Origin of the sequence: Clostridium lapidicellarium (genome assembly GCF_041224415.1) — a bacterium.
GTDB classification, from domain to species: Bacteria; Bacillota; Clostridia; order Clostridiales; family Clostridiaceae; genus Clostridium_B; species Clostridium_B lapidicellarium.
This window is the reverse complement of the sequence record NZ_JBGFFE010000005.1, coordinates 53,966-73,041: the sequence shown is the minus strand read 5'-3', so window position 1 is coordinate 73,041 and position 19,076 is coordinate 53,966. Positions and strand designations below refer to the sequence as shown.

The following is a 19,076-nucleotide window of genomic DNA, read 5'->3' as shown; positions in this document are numbered from 1 at the left end:
TTATATGGACGAACTTGAGAAAAAAGATTTGAAGTACATATGGCATCCCTGTACTCAGATGAAGGATTGTGAAGAGCTGCCTCCAATCATAATAAAAAGAGGTAAGGGATGTTATTTATATGATATACACGGTAACTCCTATTTGGACTGTATAAGTTCTTGGTGGACAAATATATTTGGACACAGCAACCCCAGGATCAACAGGGCCATTGAGAAACAGCTGGATCAGATTGAACATGTGATTTTTGCACATTTCTCAAATACGCCTGCTGTCAAATTGGCAGAAAAACTTGTTGAAATTACACCAGATGGATTGTCCAAAGTATTTTTTTCGGATAATGGATCTTCGGCAGTGGAAATAGCCTTGAAGATGAGCTTTCAATATTACCAGCAAATCGGGAAAAACAAAAAGATCAGGTTTGCCGCGATAACCGGGGCTTATCATGGAGAGACAATAGGCGCCCTTTCCGTGGGGGATCTGGATTTGTACAGTAAAATATACAAGCCTCTTCTGATAGATACTATTAAAGTAAAGGGACCTGACTGTTATAGATGCGAATATGGAAAAGACAGACATACCTGCGGTGCCCAGTGTTTTGAACATATGGAAAAATCACTTGAACGCCATCACGATGAACTCTGTGCCGTAATCATAGAGCCTATGGTACAGGGAGCTGCGGGAATGAGAATGTATTCTCCCGTCTACCTTAAGAAACTTAGAAAGGCCTGTGACTACTATGACATCATTTTGATTGCCGATGAGATAGCAGTTGGTTTTGGCAGGACGGGAAAGATGTTTGCATGCAACCATGCGGATATAAGCCCGGATATAATGTGTTTGTCAAAGGGTATCAGTGCGGGGTACATGCCCATGTCTGTGGCTGTGACTACAGATAAAATATATAATGCTTTTTATGACGACTATGTAAAATTGAAGACTTTCATACACAGCCATACCTATGCGGGCAATGCAATGGCCTGTGCTGCGGCCTGTGAAAGCCTCAATATATTCAAGAATGAAAATATAATTGAAAAAAATATTGAAAAATCCAGGATGATTGGAGAATTGACGGTTAAAAAGGCCAGAGGAATGGATTTTGTAGGGGATGTCCGACAGCAGGGAATGATAACGGCTGTAGAGCTGGTTAAGGATAGAAAAACCAAGGAGTGTTTTGACTGGAAGGACAGGGTAGGCTATGGAATATATAAAATGGCCTTGAAAAAAGGGCTTCTGTTGAGACCGATAGGGGATATACTGTATTTTATGCCCCCTTATGTTATAAAAAAGGAGGATATAGAATTTATGGTGGATAAATGTTTTGAAAGTATATCAGAATATTTCGATTTAAATTAATGAATTATGCACTGATTAGTCAGCTGAATCAGTGCATTTTTGCTAAATTTAATTTATAATAATAAAAAGAGGTGATGATTTTTGAAAATCAAAAAAATAATTATTCTGGCATTTTTTATAGCACTGAGTTTTATAGGTGCCAATATAAAGATTGCGGGAAGTATAGCTTTCGATTCCACGGCAGGATTTTTGGGAACATTGATTATGGGTCCTTTTTACGGGGCGGTAATAGGTGCATTTGGTCATCTGCTGTCGGCGGCCATCAGTGGGTTTCCACTCAGCTTGCCGGTACATATGATTATTATGGTGGATATGGCACTTACTATGTTTTTATTTGGAATTACATATAAATTTTTTATAAAGTCAAATAGATTGCTGGCAATAATTATATCTTCTGCAGCAGGTGTTTTGATAAACGGACCTGTGTCGGTATTTATGCTAGTACCCATAATAGGTAAGGCTGTACTGGCCATGCTGCCGCTTCTGGTTCTGGCAGCTGCACTTAACATTCTGGTGGCATATCTGGTATATAAATTTTTACCGGGGAGTGTAAAACAATGGAAATAAAAAAAATAAGGGATTTGAGTTTGATAAGGCTGGATGAAACCAGGACTATGGTAGTGGCCTGCGACAGCTGCGGGGGTGTTGGAAGTAAAAAGTGGGACGCTTATAAAGTACCTCCCGTTTATGTAGGGGGTTTCTCTGCACGGGTTGTTTTGCTGGAGTTGATCTGTGCAGGTGCAAAAGTAGTTGCACTTACAGATAATATCTGCAATGAAATGGATAATACCGGGAAAGAAATAATTGCGGGAATAAAAAAAGAGCTTAAAGCTGCGGGAATTGAAGATGTGATCCTTACGGGGAGCACAGAGGAAAATTTTGCAACTGTTTCTACAGCTGTTGGAATGACTGCTGTGGGTTTGGCGGATCAGAAAGATCTGAAGGTAAACAGTGTAAGGGGGGAAGCGGTTATAATAAGTGCAGGTGTGCCCAAAGTTGGAAAGGAGATAGATTTAGAAGGAGATAGTGAAATAATCGATTATAAAACATTATATGGACTGTTGAAGAATCCCTCCGTATATGAAATAGTTCCGGTAGGATCCAGGGGCATAGCCTATGAAGCTGGACAACTTGCTTTGTACAACAATTTGAGATGCCATATAAATGATGATTGCGGTGTGGATGTCCAAAAGTCAGGCGGTCCGGAAACTTCGGTGATTGCAGCAGTAGACGGGAAAGCTGTAAGGGACATACTGCAAGATGTCCCGGAAACACATGTCATAGGATATCTGCGGTTTCTGTGAACATAATTTCTCATGCAAGCGGAGCAAACATCCTGAGTACGGATTCCAGAACTTTTTTGAAGAAACATCTTTTCTCCCAGGTACTTTTTTCTATTTTCCTGCACTGTTTCATGGTGTTTACAAAGTCGCTGTAAATGTCATTTATTATGGGAACGTCATACATGTATACGGCACATTCAAAATGCAGGTACAGACTCCTGTAGTCCATGTTTATGGTTCCTACCACCGCACACTCGCCGTCGGAAACGAAAGTCTTGCCATGTATGAATCCAGGGGTGTATTCATATATTTTCACGCCTGAATCGAGAAGCTTGTCATAATGAGATCTTGTAAGGACCTGTATGGTCTTTTTATCGGGTATGGAAGGTGTTATTATTCTCACGTCCACTCCACGTTTTGCAGCCAGAGTCAGTGCAAGTATCATTTCATATCCTATTATCAAGTATGGGGTTGTGATGTAGACATAATTTTTGGCACTGTCTATAATGCTCAAATACACGTTTTGTGCCACATCGTTGTTTTCCTCCGGGTTGCTGTTGTAAGGCAGTATGACACCTGTATATTCATTTAGCTTATTTTCAAACTTGTATTTTTCAAAATCCTCTCTTTTTTTTGTTATTGACTGCCACATTCTCAAAAACATGGATGTAAAGCTGTAAACGGCATCTCCCTTCAGACACACTCCCATGTCTTTCCAGTAGCCGTATTTGCTGTAGGAGTTTATATATTCGTCTCCTATATTCATTCCTCCAGTAAATGCGATTTTACCGTCAATTATCGCCATTTTTCTGTGATCCCTGTAGTTGAGCATGACATTCAGTATTATTTTTATAGGGTTGAATATTTTGTATTTTATGTTGTTTTTCCTCAGGGATTTTTCAAAATCCCTTGGAAGGACAAACATTGATCCTATGTAATCAACCAGGATTCTGACCTCTACCCCGTTTCGTGCCTTTTCTTTTAATATTTCAAATATATTGTCCCATACCTCTCCTCTGGAAATTATAAAATACTCGAGAAATATGAATTTATCGGCTTTTTTCAATTCTTCCAGCAATTTTTTATACATACTTTCCCCCGATGGGAAATAGATTATTTTTGTATTGAAATAGGCCCCATAGCCACTTGTATTTTTAATCAACCTTGTTTGATTGTATCGAGTTTTATTTTTCTCCTTTAGAAGCGAGAGCATGGCTTGATCTTCTTTGGGAAATATTTTTTCATCCAGTTCCATTTTGTTCATTTTGTTGAAATTGCGTTTGATTCCAATTCTGGATAGGATATAGATAATGACTCCCACTACCGGGATCAGGAGTATCAAAGTAATCCAGCATATTTTATAGGATGTATTTTTATCCTTATAGTTCAGGTGTATTACGGAAATAGCGCTGAGAATTTCAAAAAATATAAAATAGTATATAAAAAATATGTTAAATATGTTGTATATGAGTACTATTGCTATAAATTGAAATACCAACCAGAATATAAAAACTATGAATTTTAAAATTGAAACAAATATTTTTCTTTCTCCCAATTACAGCACCTACTTTTATATTATATTTGGCTTGTATGTCTATGATCTTCTCTTAAAAGTGGTTCCGCATTTTCTACAGGTTATAGTTATTTTTCCCTTATGCCGCGGGACCCTCATTTTTTGAGAACAATTTGGGCATCTGAATATTTTATAGTACCTGCTGTTGTCAAATAAGTTTTTGTGTGTTTTAACCCGCCTGACAAGAGGTGATATAAAATTTTCATAAGCCTGAAGTTCTTTGTACCTCCTGTACTTGTTTCTTGAAAGACACCTCCATGTAGAATATATTATGCAGACAAAGCCAAAAGTGGCACTGTACCTAAATAGGGAAAATATGAATCCAGCTATGTAAAGATGGGTTGAAAGTTTATCAATTCCATAGCTGTCCCTGAAATAATAGAGAATTTTATTTAAATATTTATTCAAATATATCACTCCTGTAAATTAGGTTTTATATAGTTATTATACCAGTGTTATATGATATAGTAATATTATAATAACATAATTTTGTGATTCATAGGGGTGTGTTTGCTTGAAATTCATGAGAAAATATGTAGATAGATACTGGAAGGGGTTTTCCCTTGCAATAATATGTCTTACGGTGGAGGCACTGTGCGATCTTATGCAGCCCACTATAATGTCCAGCATAGTGGATGTAGGTGTAGCGTACAGAGATATAAATTATATAGTTAAGAAGGGGCTTGTAATGCTCGGCATTACTGCTGTTGGTGCCATTGGGGCTTCCGGGAGAAACATATTGTCGGGAACTGTATCACAGAATTTCAGCGCAGATCTCAGGGAGGATTTATTTAGAAAGGTACAGAGTTTTTCTTTCAAAAGTATTGATAAATTTGAAAGGAGCTCGCTTATAACACGGCTTACCAATGATGTAACTCAGATTCAGAACTTTGTAAACAGCCTTATGAGGATAGCCGTAAAGGCACCTATTTTGTGTGTAGGAAGTATAATTATGGCATCCAGGCTGAACCTCCGTCTTTCAGTGATAATTTTTATTGCAATATCGGTTGTGGGGGTACTTATATTTTTAAACATGCATATAGGGTATCCATATTTTATGAGAGTGCAGCAGGCCTTGGATAAGGTGAATTCCGTAATGAGGGAATACCTGTCAGGGGTGAGGGTAGTAAAGGCATTTAACCGCTCGGATTATGAAAATAAAAGGTTTGAAGGTTTCAATGAAGAACTTGGCAATTTATCCACCAGGGCAATGCAGGTTATGTCCATATTTTCCCCGGGCATAAATTTTGCCATAAATGCGGGAATAGTATCCGTGCTCTGGATTGGGGGAATATATGTAAGCAGGGGTACTATGAAAGTTGGGCAGATAATTGCATTTACAAACTATATGACACAGATACTGTACTCAATTATGATCATATCTTCGGTTTTTAACACATTTGTAAAATCCAAGGCTTCTGCCAGCAGGATCTCTGAGGTGTTTGAAGAGGAAAACAGTTCCAGCCCCGGCGGATCTGGATTGGGCCTCGATAAAATAGGAGAGATAAGATTTGAAAATGTGAGTTTTGCCTATGACGATAATCACCGGGTTGTTCAAAATGTCAGCTTTACATGTACTCCGGGGGAGACACTTGGGATAATAGGGTCGACGGGTTCGGGCAAAAGCACTCTGGTAAGTTTGATTCCGAGGTTTTACGACCCCACCTGCGGAACTATTAGGATTGATGGTCTGGATATAAGATACATGGATAAAAAGGTATTGAGGGATAAAATAGCTCTTGTGCCCCAGAAAACATTGCTGTTTACGGGAAGTATACTTGAAAATATAAAGTGGGGAGATGAAAATGCCTCTCTTGAAGAAATTGAAGAAGCCGCCCGGGCTGCGGAGGCAGATGGATTTATTTCAGAGTTTCCGGAAAAATACGATACCAAGCTTGGCCAGGGAGGGGTAAATCTTTCGGGAGGTCAGAAACAGAGAATTTCTATAGCCAGGGCACTTGTAAAAAAGCCCGAATTACTGATTCTTGACGATTGTACCAGTGCGGTAGATGCCTCTACAGAATCAAGGATCAGAAAAAAATTGGGAAAGTATTCGGATCACCTCACCTGTATAGTAATTGCACAGAAAATAGCTTCCGTCATGTCTGCAGACAGGATAATTGTTATGGAGAATGGCAAATTGGCAGGCATGGGAAAACACAGAGAACTTATGAAAGATTGTCAGGTATATAGGGATATATTCTTATCCCAGGTTGGAAGAAGGGGGAAATCATGATGAATGGCAATGTCAGGGTCCCCATAGGCGGCAGGAGAGGTGTGAAGGGAAGGGGCAGCATCAGACCGGTTGAAAAACCCAAAAATTTCAAAAAAACTTTATTTAGGCTGTGGAAATATTTTGGCAGTGAAAGAAGACTTTTAATCATAATTTTTGTATTTATAATATTGGATTCTGTAGTATCTTTTTTAGGACCTTATCTAATAGGAAAATCAATTGATGCCATATCCGGATTGAAAGTAAGGGCCGATTTTAGCCTGCTGTCCATAATGGTTATCCTGCTTTTACTTACGTATATAGTAGATGGGATACTGACTTTTTTTCAAAGCTGGCTTATGGCCGGCACAGCCCAGAGAATAATAGTAAGGCTTAGAGAAAATTTGTTCAACAAACTGCAGAAACTCCCCATATCTTTTTTTGATAAAAATACCCACGGGGAAATAATGAGTAGGCTTACCAACGATATAGAAAATGTTAGCTCTACCATATCCCAGTCAACTACACACCTTATGTCATCAGCTGTGACAGTGCTTGGATCCTTTATAATGATGCTTGTTTTAAGCCCTCTTTTGACGCTCGTAACCCTCATTGTAGTTCCAATGGTGTTTTTACTTACCAGAAGTATAGCGGGGAGTACGAACAAATTGTTTAAAGATCAGCAGACGGAACTTGGAATATTAAATGGACATATAGAGGAATCCATATCCGGACTTCAGGTGGTAAAGGCTTTTAACCATGAAGGGAAGATTATAGATGAATTTAATGTGATGAACCGAAAATTGTGCAAAATAGGACTTAAAGCTCAGATCTTGTCCGGATTTTTAATGCCTCTTATGAACGTTATAAACAATATAGGATTTGCTGCAGTAGCTGGAGTCGGTGGAGTTCTGGCCGTGAAGGATATCATAACTGTTGGTACCATAGCCAGTTTTTTAAACTATTCAAGGCAGTTCACACGTCCTTTAAACAGTATAGCCAGTATATTCAATACACTCCAGTCGGCGGTTGCAGGTGCTGAAAGGGTATTTGAAATACTGGACGAGACGGAGGAGTCGGAGGATATACCCGGTGCTAAGGTACTTGAAAGTGCCAGAGGGAATATTGTTTTTAAAAATGTGTGCTTCGGATACAGAAAAGATGTGGAAGTATTGAAAAACGTAAATTTTGAGATAAGACCAGGTACAAGTGTCGCATTGGTTGGACCTACCGGGGCAGGTAAAACTACTATCGTGAACTTGCTCAACAGGTTTTATGACGTATCCAGCGGTGAGATTTTCATAGATGGCGTGGACATAAGAAATTATACCAGGGACAGTCTTAGAAAATGCTTTGGAATAGTTCTTCAGGATACCTATCTTTTTACGGGTACCATATTTGAAAATATTAAGTATGGCAATCTTGACGCCGATTATTCTAAAGTTAGGGAAATTGCAAAATCGGTAGGGGCAGATCAGTTTATTGAAAAGCTCCCCATGGGATATGATACCGTGATTCAAGAGGGAGGAGGAAATCTGAGCCAGGGTGAAAGGCAGATAATATCCATAGCAAGAACTGTACTTTCCAATCCTTCCATACTCATCTTGGATGAGGCTACCAGCAATATAGATACAAGGACTGAAATTAAAATCCAGAAAGCCATGTTCAAACTTATGGAAAACAGGACCAGTTTTATTATTGCCCACAGGCTCAGTACTACAAAGTATTCAGATATTATAATGGTAATAGATAATGGCAGGATAGTTGAATTTGGGAACCATGAGGATCTGATGGATAAAAGGGGAATATATTATGACATGTATTGTGCTCAAATGGTTCCGGAAAACGGTAAGTGAAAATTCACCATCCCTTTTGTATTTTTGATTTAACAGAATTTTATCTGTCCATGTTCTAAGCTTCTGATTCTGGCCAGGGAATAGATCTTATACCCTTTTGATTCCAGCAGCTTTCTTCCGGGTTGAAAGGATTTCTCAATAACTATGCCTATACCCGAAACTTTGGCCCCGGCGGATTCAACCAGGCGTATAGCTCCTGATGCGGCCTCTCCCTTTGCCAAGAAATCATCTATGATTAAAATTCTGTCCCCGGTGCTGATGTATTTTTTAGATAAAGTTAGGTTGTAATCCACAGATTTGGTAAAAGAGTGTATTACAGTCTGATATATGTTGTCATTTAAAATTTTTGAAGTTTTCTTTTTTAATATTACCATCGGGAGCTTCATTTGAAGTGCCGTCATAGATGCCGGTGCAATTCCGGAACTTTCAATCGTAAATATTTTTGTGGGTTTATATTCCTCAAAATAATTTTTAAAATAAGTGCCTATTTCGTACATCAAGTTTAAATCAACCTGATGATTTAAAAAGGAATCTACTTTTAATATATTTTTATCAACTACAATTCCATCTTTTACAATTCTTCTTTTTAATGAATCCATTTTTTACCACCTTATATAATTATTTTGTATTTTCAACTGTTATACAATAATATTAATTTATAACTTCGACTGGTGTCAATATTGGAAAATATATGATTTAGGAATATAATATACCTGTAAACAATATTTTATGAAAAAACAGGTCTGCTGCACAATTGAATTTGTGCAGCAGTTTATTTTACAATACCGTAAAATATTTTTACGGAAAGACACAGAGATATTGTTATGAATATCGGTCTTATGAGTTTTGAACCTTTTAAAATGGCTGTACTGGCTCCCAGTCTTGAGCCTATGATCATGGAAATGGCCGCAGGTATTCCGAGCCTGTAATCAATTTGTCCGTTGATTAAAAATACTGACAGGGATGTTATGTTGCTGGTAAAATTCAATACCTTTGAATTTCCGCCGGAGCGGACAAAGTCAAAATTGAAAATATATATGAGTCCGAATATTAAAAAGGAACCTGTACCAGGACCGAAAAAACCATCGTAAAATCCCAGTGAAAATGCCAGTAAAATACCGAGAAAGATGGATTTCTTCTTCAATACTTTAAATTTGTCCTCCATGCCTACATTTTTGGAAAATACACTGTATATGCTTACAAAGAGAAGGAGTACCATAACTATGCTGTTTAGGTATCCTGCATTGATCTTTAACATAGTATGCGTACCCATCACAGCTCCAACCAAAGTAAACGGGAGTAGAAACTTTAATATTTTGAAATCCACCTTGCCGGACTGTGCAAACTTTATTGAACTGGTAAAAGAAGCGCAGGTTGACGAGAATTTATTTGTACCCAGTGCCATGTGGGGAGAAATACCTGTTATCATAAAGGCCGGAAGGCTTATAAGTCCTCCGCCTCCTGCTATGGAGTCCACAAATGCAGCAAAAAATGCCGCAACACACAGTAATGCAATTTCTGTCATCATAAATAACACCGCCTATAGAAACATATATTGTAAATTATAGAACTGGACGCTTCAAAGATCAACTTAAAATAAATCTAGTGGACAGACTTAGCTGTTCACTAGATTTATGGGACTCTTGTTTATAAAGGCTTCAATGTTATTACCAAGGAGATCCACCAATCTCTGCCTTGCCTCGATGCATTTACAGCCTATATGTGGAGTCAATATAACGTTTTTCATGGAAAAAAGAGGATTGTCTATATCAAAAGGTTCTTTTTCCTGGACGTCAAGGGCGGCCCCTGCGATTGTCCCGTTTTGCAGTGCCTCTATCAGATTTTTTTCATCTATTATGGCTCCCCTTGCGGTGTTTATAATGAATGAAGTTGATTTCATGAGATTGAATTTATCTCTGTTGATAAGGTGTTTTGTGTCTTTTGTAAGAGGACAGTGAATCGATACGAAGTCGCTCTTTGACAGAAGCTCGTCTAATGATACAAATTTTACGTTGGAAATTGGTTTGATACTTCTATTGTAGACTAGAATCTTCATACCCAGAGCCAAGGCTGTTTTTATAACGCGCTGGCCTATGGCACCAGCTCCAATTATACCAAGGGTTTTACCTTTTATCTCTGCATGAGGTACATGAAGATCATCGGTGAAATTGCTGAAATCACCCTTTCTGAGCATTGTCTGCTGCAGTATTAGAGATGAGCATAAATTCAACATGAAAGTTATGGCAAGCTGTGCTACTGCATCTGTACTATAACCTGGTACGTTGCAAACAAGGATATTCTTTTTGCGGGCAGCTTTTATGTCTATATTGTTGTAGCCTGTGCCGGCTTCACATATGAGCTCTACAGAAGATGGAAATTTATCTATTAGATCGCTGCTTAAAGGAAGTTCTTTGGTCACTACAATATTTTGTTCTTTAACCCTCTCCAGAATTTCATATTTGTCGCTTCTGTCATACAATTTGACCTTGGTAAATTTATTTAGTTTTGAAAAATTGATTTTACCGTCGAAGTTTATTTTTTTTAAATTTAAAAATACAGTGTTTTTCATAATAATCCCCTTCCCATGTTGCCGAATATTCTAAATTTAGTATAACTTTTGTGAAAATTGCTGTCAAACCCCATTTGAACCTGCTGTTGAATTCTGGTTTTATAAGTATATAATTAAAACATTATATGCTTGATATTTTGAGGGGTGAGATTATGAAACCATTAGCAGAATTGATGAGACCGGATTCACTGGATGATTTTATTGGACAAAGTCAGATATTGGGTAAAGGCAAACCGCTGTATAACCTGATAATTAAGAAAATGATACCAAATTGCATACTCTATGGTCCTCCGGGGACCGGTAAAACGACGCTGGCCAATATTATGGCAAATTATATGGACAAAAAATTTTACAAGCTCAATGCCACAACGGCATCTTTAAAGGATATACAAAATATTATTTCAAGCTTGGGTACTTTGCTTAATTATAAGGGAATTGTCATATACATAGATGAGCTGCAGTATTTCAACAAGAGGCAGCAGCAGTCTCTGCTGGAATTTATTGAAAATGGAAAAATAACTTTGATAGCAAGTACTACTGAAAATCCGTATTTTGCCATACACAAGGCTGTTTTGAGCAGGTGTGACATATTTAAGTTTTTGCCGCTGTCCGTAGATGAGATAGTAACCGGACTTAAAAGATCGCTGAATAGATTGGCTGAAAATAATATGAATATTGAATGCCCCGGTAATGCTTTAAAATATATAGCGGAAATTTCTCAGGGAGATTACAGGAAGGCCTATAACATACTGGAGCTGGCAGTTAATTCCCAGCTTGAAGAAAAAAAGGTTATATCTGTAGAATATGTTGAAAGCCTGAAGCAGTCACATATGCGTGCGGATTCCAGCGGTGATGAATTTTACAATGTTTTAAGTGCCCTGCAGAAGAGCATCAGGGGAAGCGACCCGGATGCATCTGTTCATTATCTGGCCAGACTGATAAACAGCGGCAATATGCTGGCCGTAGCCCGCAGATTATCGGTAATTGCTGCGGAAGATGTTGGATTGGCATATCCCAATGCCCTTTCAGTAGTCAATTCGGGTTTGGAACTTGCTTTAAAAGTTGGATTTCCTGAAGCCAGGATAATACTTTCTGAAATTGTAATATATCTGGCCACTTTGCCTAAGTCGAATAGCGCATATCTGGCTGTAGATGCCGCCATTGATGATCTTAAACACAGGAGCGTGGGCGATGTGCCGGATCACTTGAAAGATGCCCATTATGCCGGATCAAGCAAACTTGGTGTAAAAGGTTATAAATATCCTCACGACTATCACAACAATTATGTGAATCAGGAATATATGCCCAAAGAGTTAAGAGGGAGGAAATATTATACTGCTCAGTGCAATAAATATGAAAAAAGTATCGAAAAATATTGGAACTCCGTTAAAAAGGCCCATAAATAGAAAATTTGCCATTTGAATAATTTAAGGAAGCTATATATACTTAAATTGTTGATACTTGATGGGACCGGGGGGTGTTTAAAGAGATACTATGGTAAAAAAATTATATAAAAGTTTGCTGACTCTGATAGTACTTTTGCTGTTGTCTGTGGGAAACAATTGCTATGCGGCGGAAAATTATAAGGTTTGGAACAACGGATCCATAGCCAATGTGAATGAAAACAAGACATGGACTGTAACCTTTAATAAAAATGTAGATGTAAATTCAATTAAGGGTTCTATCAAGGTATATGAACTGGATAATAATCAGCCTGTTGAGATTAAAATTGAGAATTCAGGTTCTAATTCGGTAAAGGTTTCTCCCGAGAATTCATATGTTACTGGTAAAAATTATGTACTTGTGGTAGATGATGCTTTAAAATCCACTTCCGGGAAGCAGTTAAAACAAGGTGTAAAATATAATTTTACGATAGATGGGGATTCTTCTCAAGATGAAATTCCTATTGAGAATTATGATCAATATTATAGCGCACTGAAAAATGCTCTGGCAAATTATAAGAGCAAACTGGTCCTGAACATAGAAAATTACAATAGAGACACTTATGATTTAAATGTAATAAATGATGTGCTCTATGACAATCCCAACCTGCGCGATTGGTATTTAAGTGCAGAGGCAAATCTTCAGGGCAGCGGCCCCGTGAAGATGATTATTAATTTTAACTACAGCGATACCAAGCAGAACCTCATAGAAAAGGATAATGAAATCCAGAACAAAGTCGATGAGATAGTGAAAAATGTTACAAATCCAAGTATGAAGGATTATCAAAAGGAGCTTGCCCTTCATGATTATGTGGTCAGGAATGCAAATTATGATAACAGTACAGATGTTCCCAACGATTCCTATACGTCTTATGGCGTTTTGATAAAGGGAGTTGGTGTCTGCGAAGGATATGCAGATGCAATGGACAGGCTTCTTACGGCAGCGGGTATAGAATGCAGAATGGTGACTGGAAAGGCGAATGGAGGATCCGGATGGGTGGATCATGCCTGGAATATAGTAAAGATCCAGGGTGAGTATTATCATCTTGATTCTACCTGGGACGATCCAATTATGGGTGACGGTTCCCATATAATTTCTCATTCCTATTTCAATGTAACAGATAGTAAAATGGCACGAAGCCATATATGGGATACTTCAAAATATCCTAGATGCAATAGTAATGATTATAGTTTTGGCAATATTATTTCAAAATAAGAGCCATTTTTTTGATGGCCCTTATTTTATATTAACTTATTGACAAGTTGAGAAAATAATAATATGATATAAATGAAAATGATTATCATTATTATTTAGATATGAGGTGACCAAAATGAGTAAGGTGAATATTATTTATTGGAGCGGAACGGGCAACACGAAGGCCATGGCCAATCTGATAGCGGAAGGTGCCGGGGGAAAAGGGGCCGATGTCAGCGTATTGAATGTTGCTGAGGCTTCTGAAAAAGATGTTGAAGATGCAGATATAGTTTTATTTGGATCCCCCGCCATGGGAACTGAGGTGATTGAAGAAGAAGAAATGGATCCTTTTGTTGAATCCATATCTTCCTGTGTATCCGGGAAAAAAGTGGGATTGTTTGGTTCTTACGGCTGGGGAGATGGAGAATGGATGAGAAATTGGGTCAAGAGAATGGAAGATTACGGTGCAAATGTACTTAATGAGGGGCTGATTGTCCAGGAGGCACCGGAAGGAGAGACAGAAGAGGACTGCAGAAATTTTGGAAGGCAAATAATGGATGAAGGATAATGGTTTCAGGACATTTATCTATGAAAAAGACGATAAAAAATATATGATGACACTTATAACTTACAGTATATCTCCCACTCTTTCCGGATACAAACCGGCAACTTTGATCAATGTGTCCAATAAATACAAGAACATGTATGATCTTTGGTGCAAATATGGAAAGGAATATATAAAAAACATAAATTTAGAAGTATTTGAGATTTTCAGGACAGATAGTTCATCAATACTTTTATTTTACAACGAGATATTTCTGTCCAGAGTTTTATCCAGTAAAGCCAATTCTGACTTTTTGAATAAATTTGGTTATTCCAGGGATATGTCTCTAAAAGATAGTTTGGGATTGCTTAAAGATAGATATTATTATAATTTCTGTCCCCATGAGATGGGTATTTTTCTTGGTATACCTCTTCAGGACGTCAAGGATTTTATATGTAAGGACAGGAAAGAATGTATATGCTGTGGGTACTGGAAAGTTTATAATAATCGGGAATATGCATTGAGAATCTTTAAAAACTATGACAAGTCAAAACATGATTTTATGAAGTTGATTGAAAAAAATATAGGCATTGCTAAAGCTGTAGAAATGCTTTCTTCTTGTTCCCGGTTTTAGCGAAGTTTACTGCCGCACAGCTCATTGTGCGGCAGATTTTTACTCAATGTGTGGGAAAGCAGTCTATTAAATTCTTTTTCCACAAGTTTTATATTTTATTTATAATTTTATACTTATTTTGTTAATAAATATAGTATATTATAATATAGTGATATGTATTTTAAATATATTCCATTTGGAAAAGGAGTTTTGAATTATGAAGTTTAAAACGATTTTTAGCAAGTTTATCATTGCAATTATGGTTCTAGCATTATCTGCATCTTTTGGAAGCTCCAGGGTTTATGCGGATGCCTATAAAGTTGTAACTCTGGGGGGAGATCTTACAAATGACCAGAAAGAGGATATGCTTAAATATTTTGGAGTTACCAGACAGGATGCAAATGTAATAGAAGTGAATATAGATGAAGAGAGAAAATATCTGGGAAATATCGCAACCAGCCAGCAGATAGGTACGAAGTCCATATCCAGTTCTTATGTAGAGCCGACATCGAGCGGTGGACTGAATGTGAGTACCAATAATATATACTGGGTAAGCAGCAGCATGATAAAGAATGCACTTATAACTGCAGGTGTGAAAAATGCCAATGTAAAAGTTTCTGCACCTTTCAATGTATCGGGCACTGCAGCCCTCACGGGAATTTTGAAGGGATTTGAAAACAGCGGCAGCGGAAATAAAATCGATGAAGCCAAGAAGCAGGCTGCCAATGACGAGCTCATGACTACAGGAGATCTTGGAGACAAAATAGGAAAAGACAAAGCTGCCGGTCTTATAAATGATATAAAAACTCAAGTGGTGAAAGAAAAACCCAGCACAGAAGAGGGAGTTAGAAAAATAGTTGAAAATGTGACAAATAATTATAATTTAAATTTAAGTACAGGAGATATTGATAAGATAACTACACTTATGACGAAAATAAATGGGCTGAATCTAAATTTCAACGATATAAAGGGACAGCTTGGAGGCGTGGCGGATCAGCTTAAAGGAAGCTTGTCTAGCAGCGAAACCCAGGGATTTTTTCAGAAAATAGCAAATGCAATTAAAGAGTTTTTCTCAAATCTTTTTTGATATAGAGTACAGGATCACAGAGGGGGAATTATTGTGAAGACAGAAAAACCAGTTATAGGATTTATTGGATTAGGAGTGATGGGAAACAGCATGGCTTCTAATATTTTAAAAGCTGGTTATGATTTGCTCGTATATAACAGGACAAAATCAAAGAGTGACAGCCTGGTTGCAAAAGGGGCAAAATGGAAGGACAGCCCGGCGGATATTGCCGTGAATTCGGATCTTGTTATTTCCATGGTAGGATATCCGGGAGATGTGGAAGAAATTTATTTTGGAGAATGTGGAATAATTGAGAATATGAAAAAAGGCGGTATAATAGTGGATATGACTACATCCAAACCTTCTCTTGCAGAGAAGATATATGATGAAGCCAAAAAGAGGGGTATATATTCACTGGATGCCCCCGTTTCAGGAGGTGATATAGGTGCAAGAGATGGAACCCTGTCTATTATGGCTGGAGGCGACAGGAAAGTATTTGAAGAGGTACTTCCTGTTTTCAAACTTATAGGGAAAAATATAGTCTGGCAGGGAAAAGCCGGCTCGGGGCAGCATACAAAGATGTGCAACCAGATAGCCATAGCGGGAAATATGATGGGAGTATGTGAAATGCTTGCCTATGCAGAAAAAGCCGGATTGGATCCCAAAAGGGTCCTTGAGAGCATAGAGACCGGGGCTGCAGGAAGCTGGTCCTTGAGCAACCTTACTCCAAGGATGATAGATGGAGATTTTAAACCGGGTTTTTATGTAAAGCATTTTATAAAGGACATGAACATAGCTCTGGAGGAAGCACGCAGTATGCAATTGAATACACCGGCATTAAAACTTGCAAAATCTCTCTATGATTTGTTGGAAAAAGAGGGAAAGGGAAACTGCGGAACCCAGGTACTGTATGAGTTGATAAGCAGATACTGATCTTGTGTTTTATTAAAACTATGTGGAGGTGGGATCTGGTGAACTATAAGGTGTTTAAAATAGAGACATTTATACCGGAAAATTATGTTGACAGACTTCGGGAGAGGCTTAATTCCATTGGAGCTCTCAGTATTGGGGGAAATTATGACAATTGTATGTCTGTTTCCAAAGTCATGGGATGCTGGCGTCCTCTAAAGGGTGCAAAACCTTTTCTGGGAAATGTAGGAGAGGTTAGCAGGGAAATGGAATGTAAAATGGAATTTTGCTGTAAAGGCGGCATTGTGAAAAGAGCTGTGGAAACCATAAAAGACGTACATCCTTATGAGGAGCCTGTTATAAATATAATTCCCCTCAGCAATTTCACATCTATGTGAAGTTATAATATGGACATTTATCCGAACGCTGCCAGTGCTAATACTCCCAGCTTCTCAAAGCGGGAGATAAGCGCTGCTGCGCGCCTGGATAAGTTTTCCCCATGGACATAAAAACCACTTTATGCATAACTTTGATTTTTAGTAAATTTTATGATAACATATGATCTGTAAAAATATCTATTATTAAAAGATAGATATTGTCAGACATATGTTACTGTAAAATTTGAACTTATGCAGAGGGGTGTATTTATGAGAAAAAAATTAAAATACAATGAATTGGGCAGGAGTTTTTTAAAATCCTATTTGCAGTTTTTTCTACTGATTGTTTTTTCTGTAGTTCTGATAGGATTTATTTCTTTTTTTAGTGCAAAAAGTGCATTGACTACATTGGGACAGACTGCCATAAAAAATAAAGTGCAAATGGGACTTGCCATGATGAATGGTCTGGAAAATCAAGTTAAGAAAGGCAAAATTACAAGGGCTGATGCACAGGAAGTATTTAGAAGCGAGATGCTTAACCCGAAGAAATCCGGCGGAAAGACGAGAGGGCTGAATTCAAAACTTGAACTGGACGTACAGGCGTACATGTATGCCATAAACAGCAAGGGTATAGAAACGATGCACCCTTATAAGGAAGGAGAGGATATTTCAAAGGTGAAGGATTCGGACGGCAACAATTTAATGCAGCTTGTGATTAATGAGGCCAGAAATCCTAAAAATGGAGGAATAATTCATTTTAATTGGAAAAATCCGGGGGAGTTCCATGAACGCCCCAAGGTAAATGCAGTGGCATATTTTCAGCCCTGGGACTGGTACATAAATGTGGGATGTTACGATGAAGATTTTTACAGACCCGTATATAAGGTTTTGGCTGTGATAATCGGAATATCTGCAGCTATTATATTGATTTCCATATTGTATATAATGAAACTCATGAAGAAAAAGGTAAATCCGTTAAGTGAGATAGTGAACTCCATGGGCATGGCGGCAAAGGGAGATATGTCTGTGAAAGTCGATGTTACCGGCACGGACGAGATAGGTTATATAGGCAGGACATTTAATAATATGATAGATGAGATACGGGGGCTGCTGGCAAATATAAAGAAACTGTCTGACGATATAGATGAAAGGACTGCACTTATAACTTCATCCACTACTACTGCTTTTGAGAATTCCGACGGGATAAAGGAGGCTGTGGAAGAGGTTTCCTCTGCCATAAATGACTCGGCAAAGGATATGCAAAATAGTGTTGATAATATGGATATTTTATCAAAAAATATAGACGAAGTGAAAAAAAGCGGCATAGATATGAAAAGCAGAGCTTCAAATGCAGGCAAGCTGAATTCAAATATTGTAGATGTACTCACAGAACTGGGGAACAAGAGCTCACAAAATATTGATGCGGCCCGGAAGACAAATAGCAACATAAAACAGTTGATAAAAAAGTCCAGTGATATAGTGGGCATAGTGGGCACCATAGAAGAAATATCAAATGAGATAAACCTGCTTTCACTGAATGCTTCCATAGAATCAGCCAGGGCGGGAGAAGCAGGCAGAGGATTTGCCGTGGTTGCAGAGCAGATCAAAGAACTTTCCAACCAGACTTCTGATTCCGTTAAGCAGATCAATTCGCTCATAGAGGATCTTACAGATACTGTGAATATCTCGGCAAATGACATGGAAGCTTACGGGAAAATTGCCAGGTCGCAGGTAGACACCATAAACAGGACAAAACGGATTTTGGATAATGTAGTTGAATTTATAGAAGGTATACCGAAGACAATTGAGAAAAATGTGGATAAAATAAACGAAGTATATAAGAACAAGGATGTGGTGAATTCATCCATGGATTCAATACTTTCTGTAACTGAGGAAATATCGGCTTCTTCGGAAGAAGTAACTGCTTCGACATCGGAAGTAAAACAAAAAATGGGAAGTGTAAAAGATCTAGTAAAGGAACTGGATCAGTCCTCAAGAGCTTTGAAGGAAATGATGGGCAAATTTTCTTTATAAATAAAAAAATTTTAAATATGNAAAGATCTAGTAAAGGAACTGGATCAGT

At 37.9% G+C, this 19,076-nt stretch carries 18 protein-coding genes; 13 read left to right on the top strand and 5 right to left on the bottom strand.

All coding sequences use genetic code 11. The annotated features are described in order from the left end of the window. The first annotated feature begins 4 nt into the window (after nucleotides 1–4). The 3 genes from bioA to AB8S09_RS05520 all read left to right on the top strand — a co-directional run bounded on the left by bioA (nucleotide 5) and on the right by AB8S09_RS05520 (nucleotide 2,658). A complete protein-coding gene (gene bioA / locus AB8S09_RS05530; protein ID WP_369868631.1) occupies nucleotides 5–1,354 on the top strand; it encodes an adenosylmethionine--8-amino-7-oxononanoate transaminase in 1,350 nt (449 codons plus the stop codon). Between the two features lie 81 nt (nucleotides 1,355–1,435). After that, complete coding sequence (locus AB8S09_RS05525; protein ID WP_294181882.1) at nucleotides 1,436–1,921, top strand: ECF transporter S component; 486 nt, start codon at nucleotides 1,436–1,438, stop codon at nucleotides 1,919–1,921. After that, complete coding sequence (locus AB8S09_RS05520; RefSeq protein ID WP_294181884.1) at nucleotides 1,912–2,658, top strand: AIR synthase related protein; 747 nt, start codon at nucleotides 1,912–1,914, stop codon at nucleotides 2,656–2,658. Before AB8S09_RS05525 ends, AB8S09_RS05520 begins: the two co-directional genes overlap by 10 nt. 10 nt (nucleotides 2,659–2,668) lie before the next feature. Here the strand turns inward: AB8S09_RS05520 and cls are convergent, their stop codons facing one another. Both cls and AB8S09_RS05510 read right to left on the bottom strand, forming a co-directional pair. After that, on the bottom strand, nucleotides 2,669–4,192 hold the full coding sequence (cls, locus tag AB8S09_RS05515; protein WP_294181887.1) for a cardiolipin synthase: 1,524 nt from the start codon (nucleotides 4,190–4,192) through the stop codon (nucleotides 2,669–2,671). Between the two features lie 39 nt (nucleotides 4,193–4,231). Continuing rightward, the gene (locus tag AB8S09_RS05510) at nucleotides 4,232–4,618 is read right to left on the bottom strand and encodes a hypothetical protein (RefSeq protein WP_294181889.1); all 387 of its coding nucleotides are present in this window, start codon (nucleotides 4,616–4,618) and stop codon (nucleotides 4,232–4,234) included. 115 nt (nucleotides 4,619–4,733) lie between these two features. On the opposite strand from AB8S09_RS05510, the gene AB8S09_RS05505 reads away from it, so the two are divergent. Continuing rightward, nucleotides 4,734–6,446, top strand: coding sequence for an ABC transporter ATP-binding protein (locus AB8S09_RS05505; RefSeq protein WP_369868669.1), 1,713 nt, complete (start codon nucleotides 4,734–4,736; stop codon nucleotides 6,444–6,446). After that, the gene (locus tag AB8S09_RS05500; protein ID WP_369868630.1) at nucleotides 6,443–8,278 is read left to right on the top strand and encodes an ABC transporter ATP-binding protein; all 1,836 of its coding nucleotides are present in this window, start codon (nucleotides 6,443–6,445) and stop codon (nucleotides 8,276–8,278) included. Before AB8S09_RS05505 ends, AB8S09_RS05500 begins: the two co-directional genes overlap by 4 nt. Before the next feature lie 29 nt (nucleotides 8,279–8,307). Here the strand turns inward: AB8S09_RS05500 and AB8S09_RS05495 are convergent, their stop codons facing one another. From AB8S09_RS05495 to AB8S09_RS05485, 3 genes are all read right to left on the bottom strand, one after another. Further along, on the bottom strand, nucleotides 8,308–8,877 hold the full coding sequence (locus tag AB8S09_RS05495) for a xanthine phosphoribosyltransferase (RefSeq protein ID WP_369868629.1): 570 nt from the start codon (nucleotides 8,875–8,877) through the stop codon (nucleotides 8,308–8,310). Between the two features lie 173 nt (nucleotides 8,878–9,050). Then, the gene (locus AB8S09_RS05490) at nucleotides 9,051–9,803 is read right to left on the bottom strand and encodes a TSUP family transporter (protein WP_369868668.1); all 753 of its coding nucleotides are present in this window, start codon (nucleotides 9,801–9,803) and stop codon (nucleotides 9,051–9,053) included. A gap of 90 nt (nucleotides 9,804–9,893) precedes the next feature. Then, nucleotides 9,894–10,847, bottom strand: coding sequence for an NAD(P)-dependent oxidoreductase (locus AB8S09_RS05485; protein ID WP_369868628.1), 954 nt, complete (start codon nucleotides 10,845–10,847; stop codon nucleotides 9,894–9,896). A 152-nt stretch (nucleotides 10,848–10,999) separates the two neighbouring features. On the opposite strand from AB8S09_RS05485, the gene AB8S09_RS05480 reads away from it, so the two are divergent. The 8 genes from AB8S09_RS05480 (at nucleotide 11,000) to AB8S09_RS05445 (ending at nucleotide 19,027) form a co-directional block, all read left to right on the top strand. Continuing rightward, nucleotides 11,000–12,253 carry a replication-associated recombination protein A gene (locus AB8S09_RS05480; protein WP_369868627.1) on the top strand — a complete coding sequence of 418 codons (1,254 nt, stop codon included), beginning with the start codon at nucleotides 11,000–11,002 and terminating at the stop codon, nucleotides 12,251–12,253. Nucleotides 12,254–12,341: 88 nt separating this feature from the next. Then, the gene (locus AB8S09_RS05475; protein ID WP_294181902.1) at nucleotides 12,342–13,505 is read left to right on the top strand and encodes a transglutaminase domain-containing protein; all 1,164 of its coding nucleotides are present in this window, start codon (nucleotides 12,342–12,344) and stop codon (nucleotides 13,503–13,505) included. 115 nt (nucleotides 13,506–13,620) lie between these two features. Further along, a complete protein-coding gene (locus tag AB8S09_RS05470; protein ID WP_294181904.1) occupies nucleotides 13,621–14,052 on the top strand; it encodes a flavodoxin in 432 nt (143 codons plus the stop codon). Then, on the top strand, nucleotides 14,042–14,662 hold the full coding sequence (locus AB8S09_RS05465; RefSeq protein WP_294181906.1) for a DUF3793 family protein: 621 nt from the start codon (nucleotides 14,042–14,044) through the stop codon (nucleotides 14,660–14,662). Before AB8S09_RS05470 ends, AB8S09_RS05465 begins: the two co-directional genes overlap by 11 nt. Nucleotides 14,663–14,858: 196 nt before the next feature. Next, nucleotides 14,859–15,728 carry a DUF1002 domain-containing protein gene (locus tag AB8S09_RS05460; RefSeq protein ID WP_294181908.1) on the top strand — a complete coding sequence of 290 codons (870 nt, stop codon included), beginning with the start codon at nucleotides 14,859–14,861 and terminating at the stop codon, nucleotides 15,726–15,728. 27 nt (nucleotides 15,729–15,755) lie between these two features. Further along, on the top strand, nucleotides 15,756–16,640 hold the full coding sequence (locus tag AB8S09_RS05455) for an NAD(P)-dependent oxidoreductase (RefSeq protein ID WP_369868667.1): 885 nt from the start codon (nucleotides 15,756–15,758) through the stop codon (nucleotides 16,638–16,640). A 38-nt stretch (nucleotides 16,641–16,678) separates the two neighbouring features. Beyond that, the gene (locus AB8S09_RS05450) at nucleotides 16,679–17,014 is read left to right on the top strand and encodes a YqfO family protein (RefSeq protein ID WP_294181910.1); all 336 of its coding nucleotides are present in this window, start codon (nucleotides 16,679–16,681) and stop codon (nucleotides 17,012–17,014) included. 249 nt (nucleotides 17,015–17,263) lie between these two features. Continuing rightward, a complete protein-coding gene (locus tag AB8S09_RS05445) occupies nucleotides 17,264–19,027 on the top strand; it encodes a methyl-accepting chemotaxis protein (protein ID WP_369868626.1) in 1,764 nt (587 codons plus the stop codon). The last annotated feature ends 49 nt before the right edge of the window (nucleotides 19,028–19,076 follow it).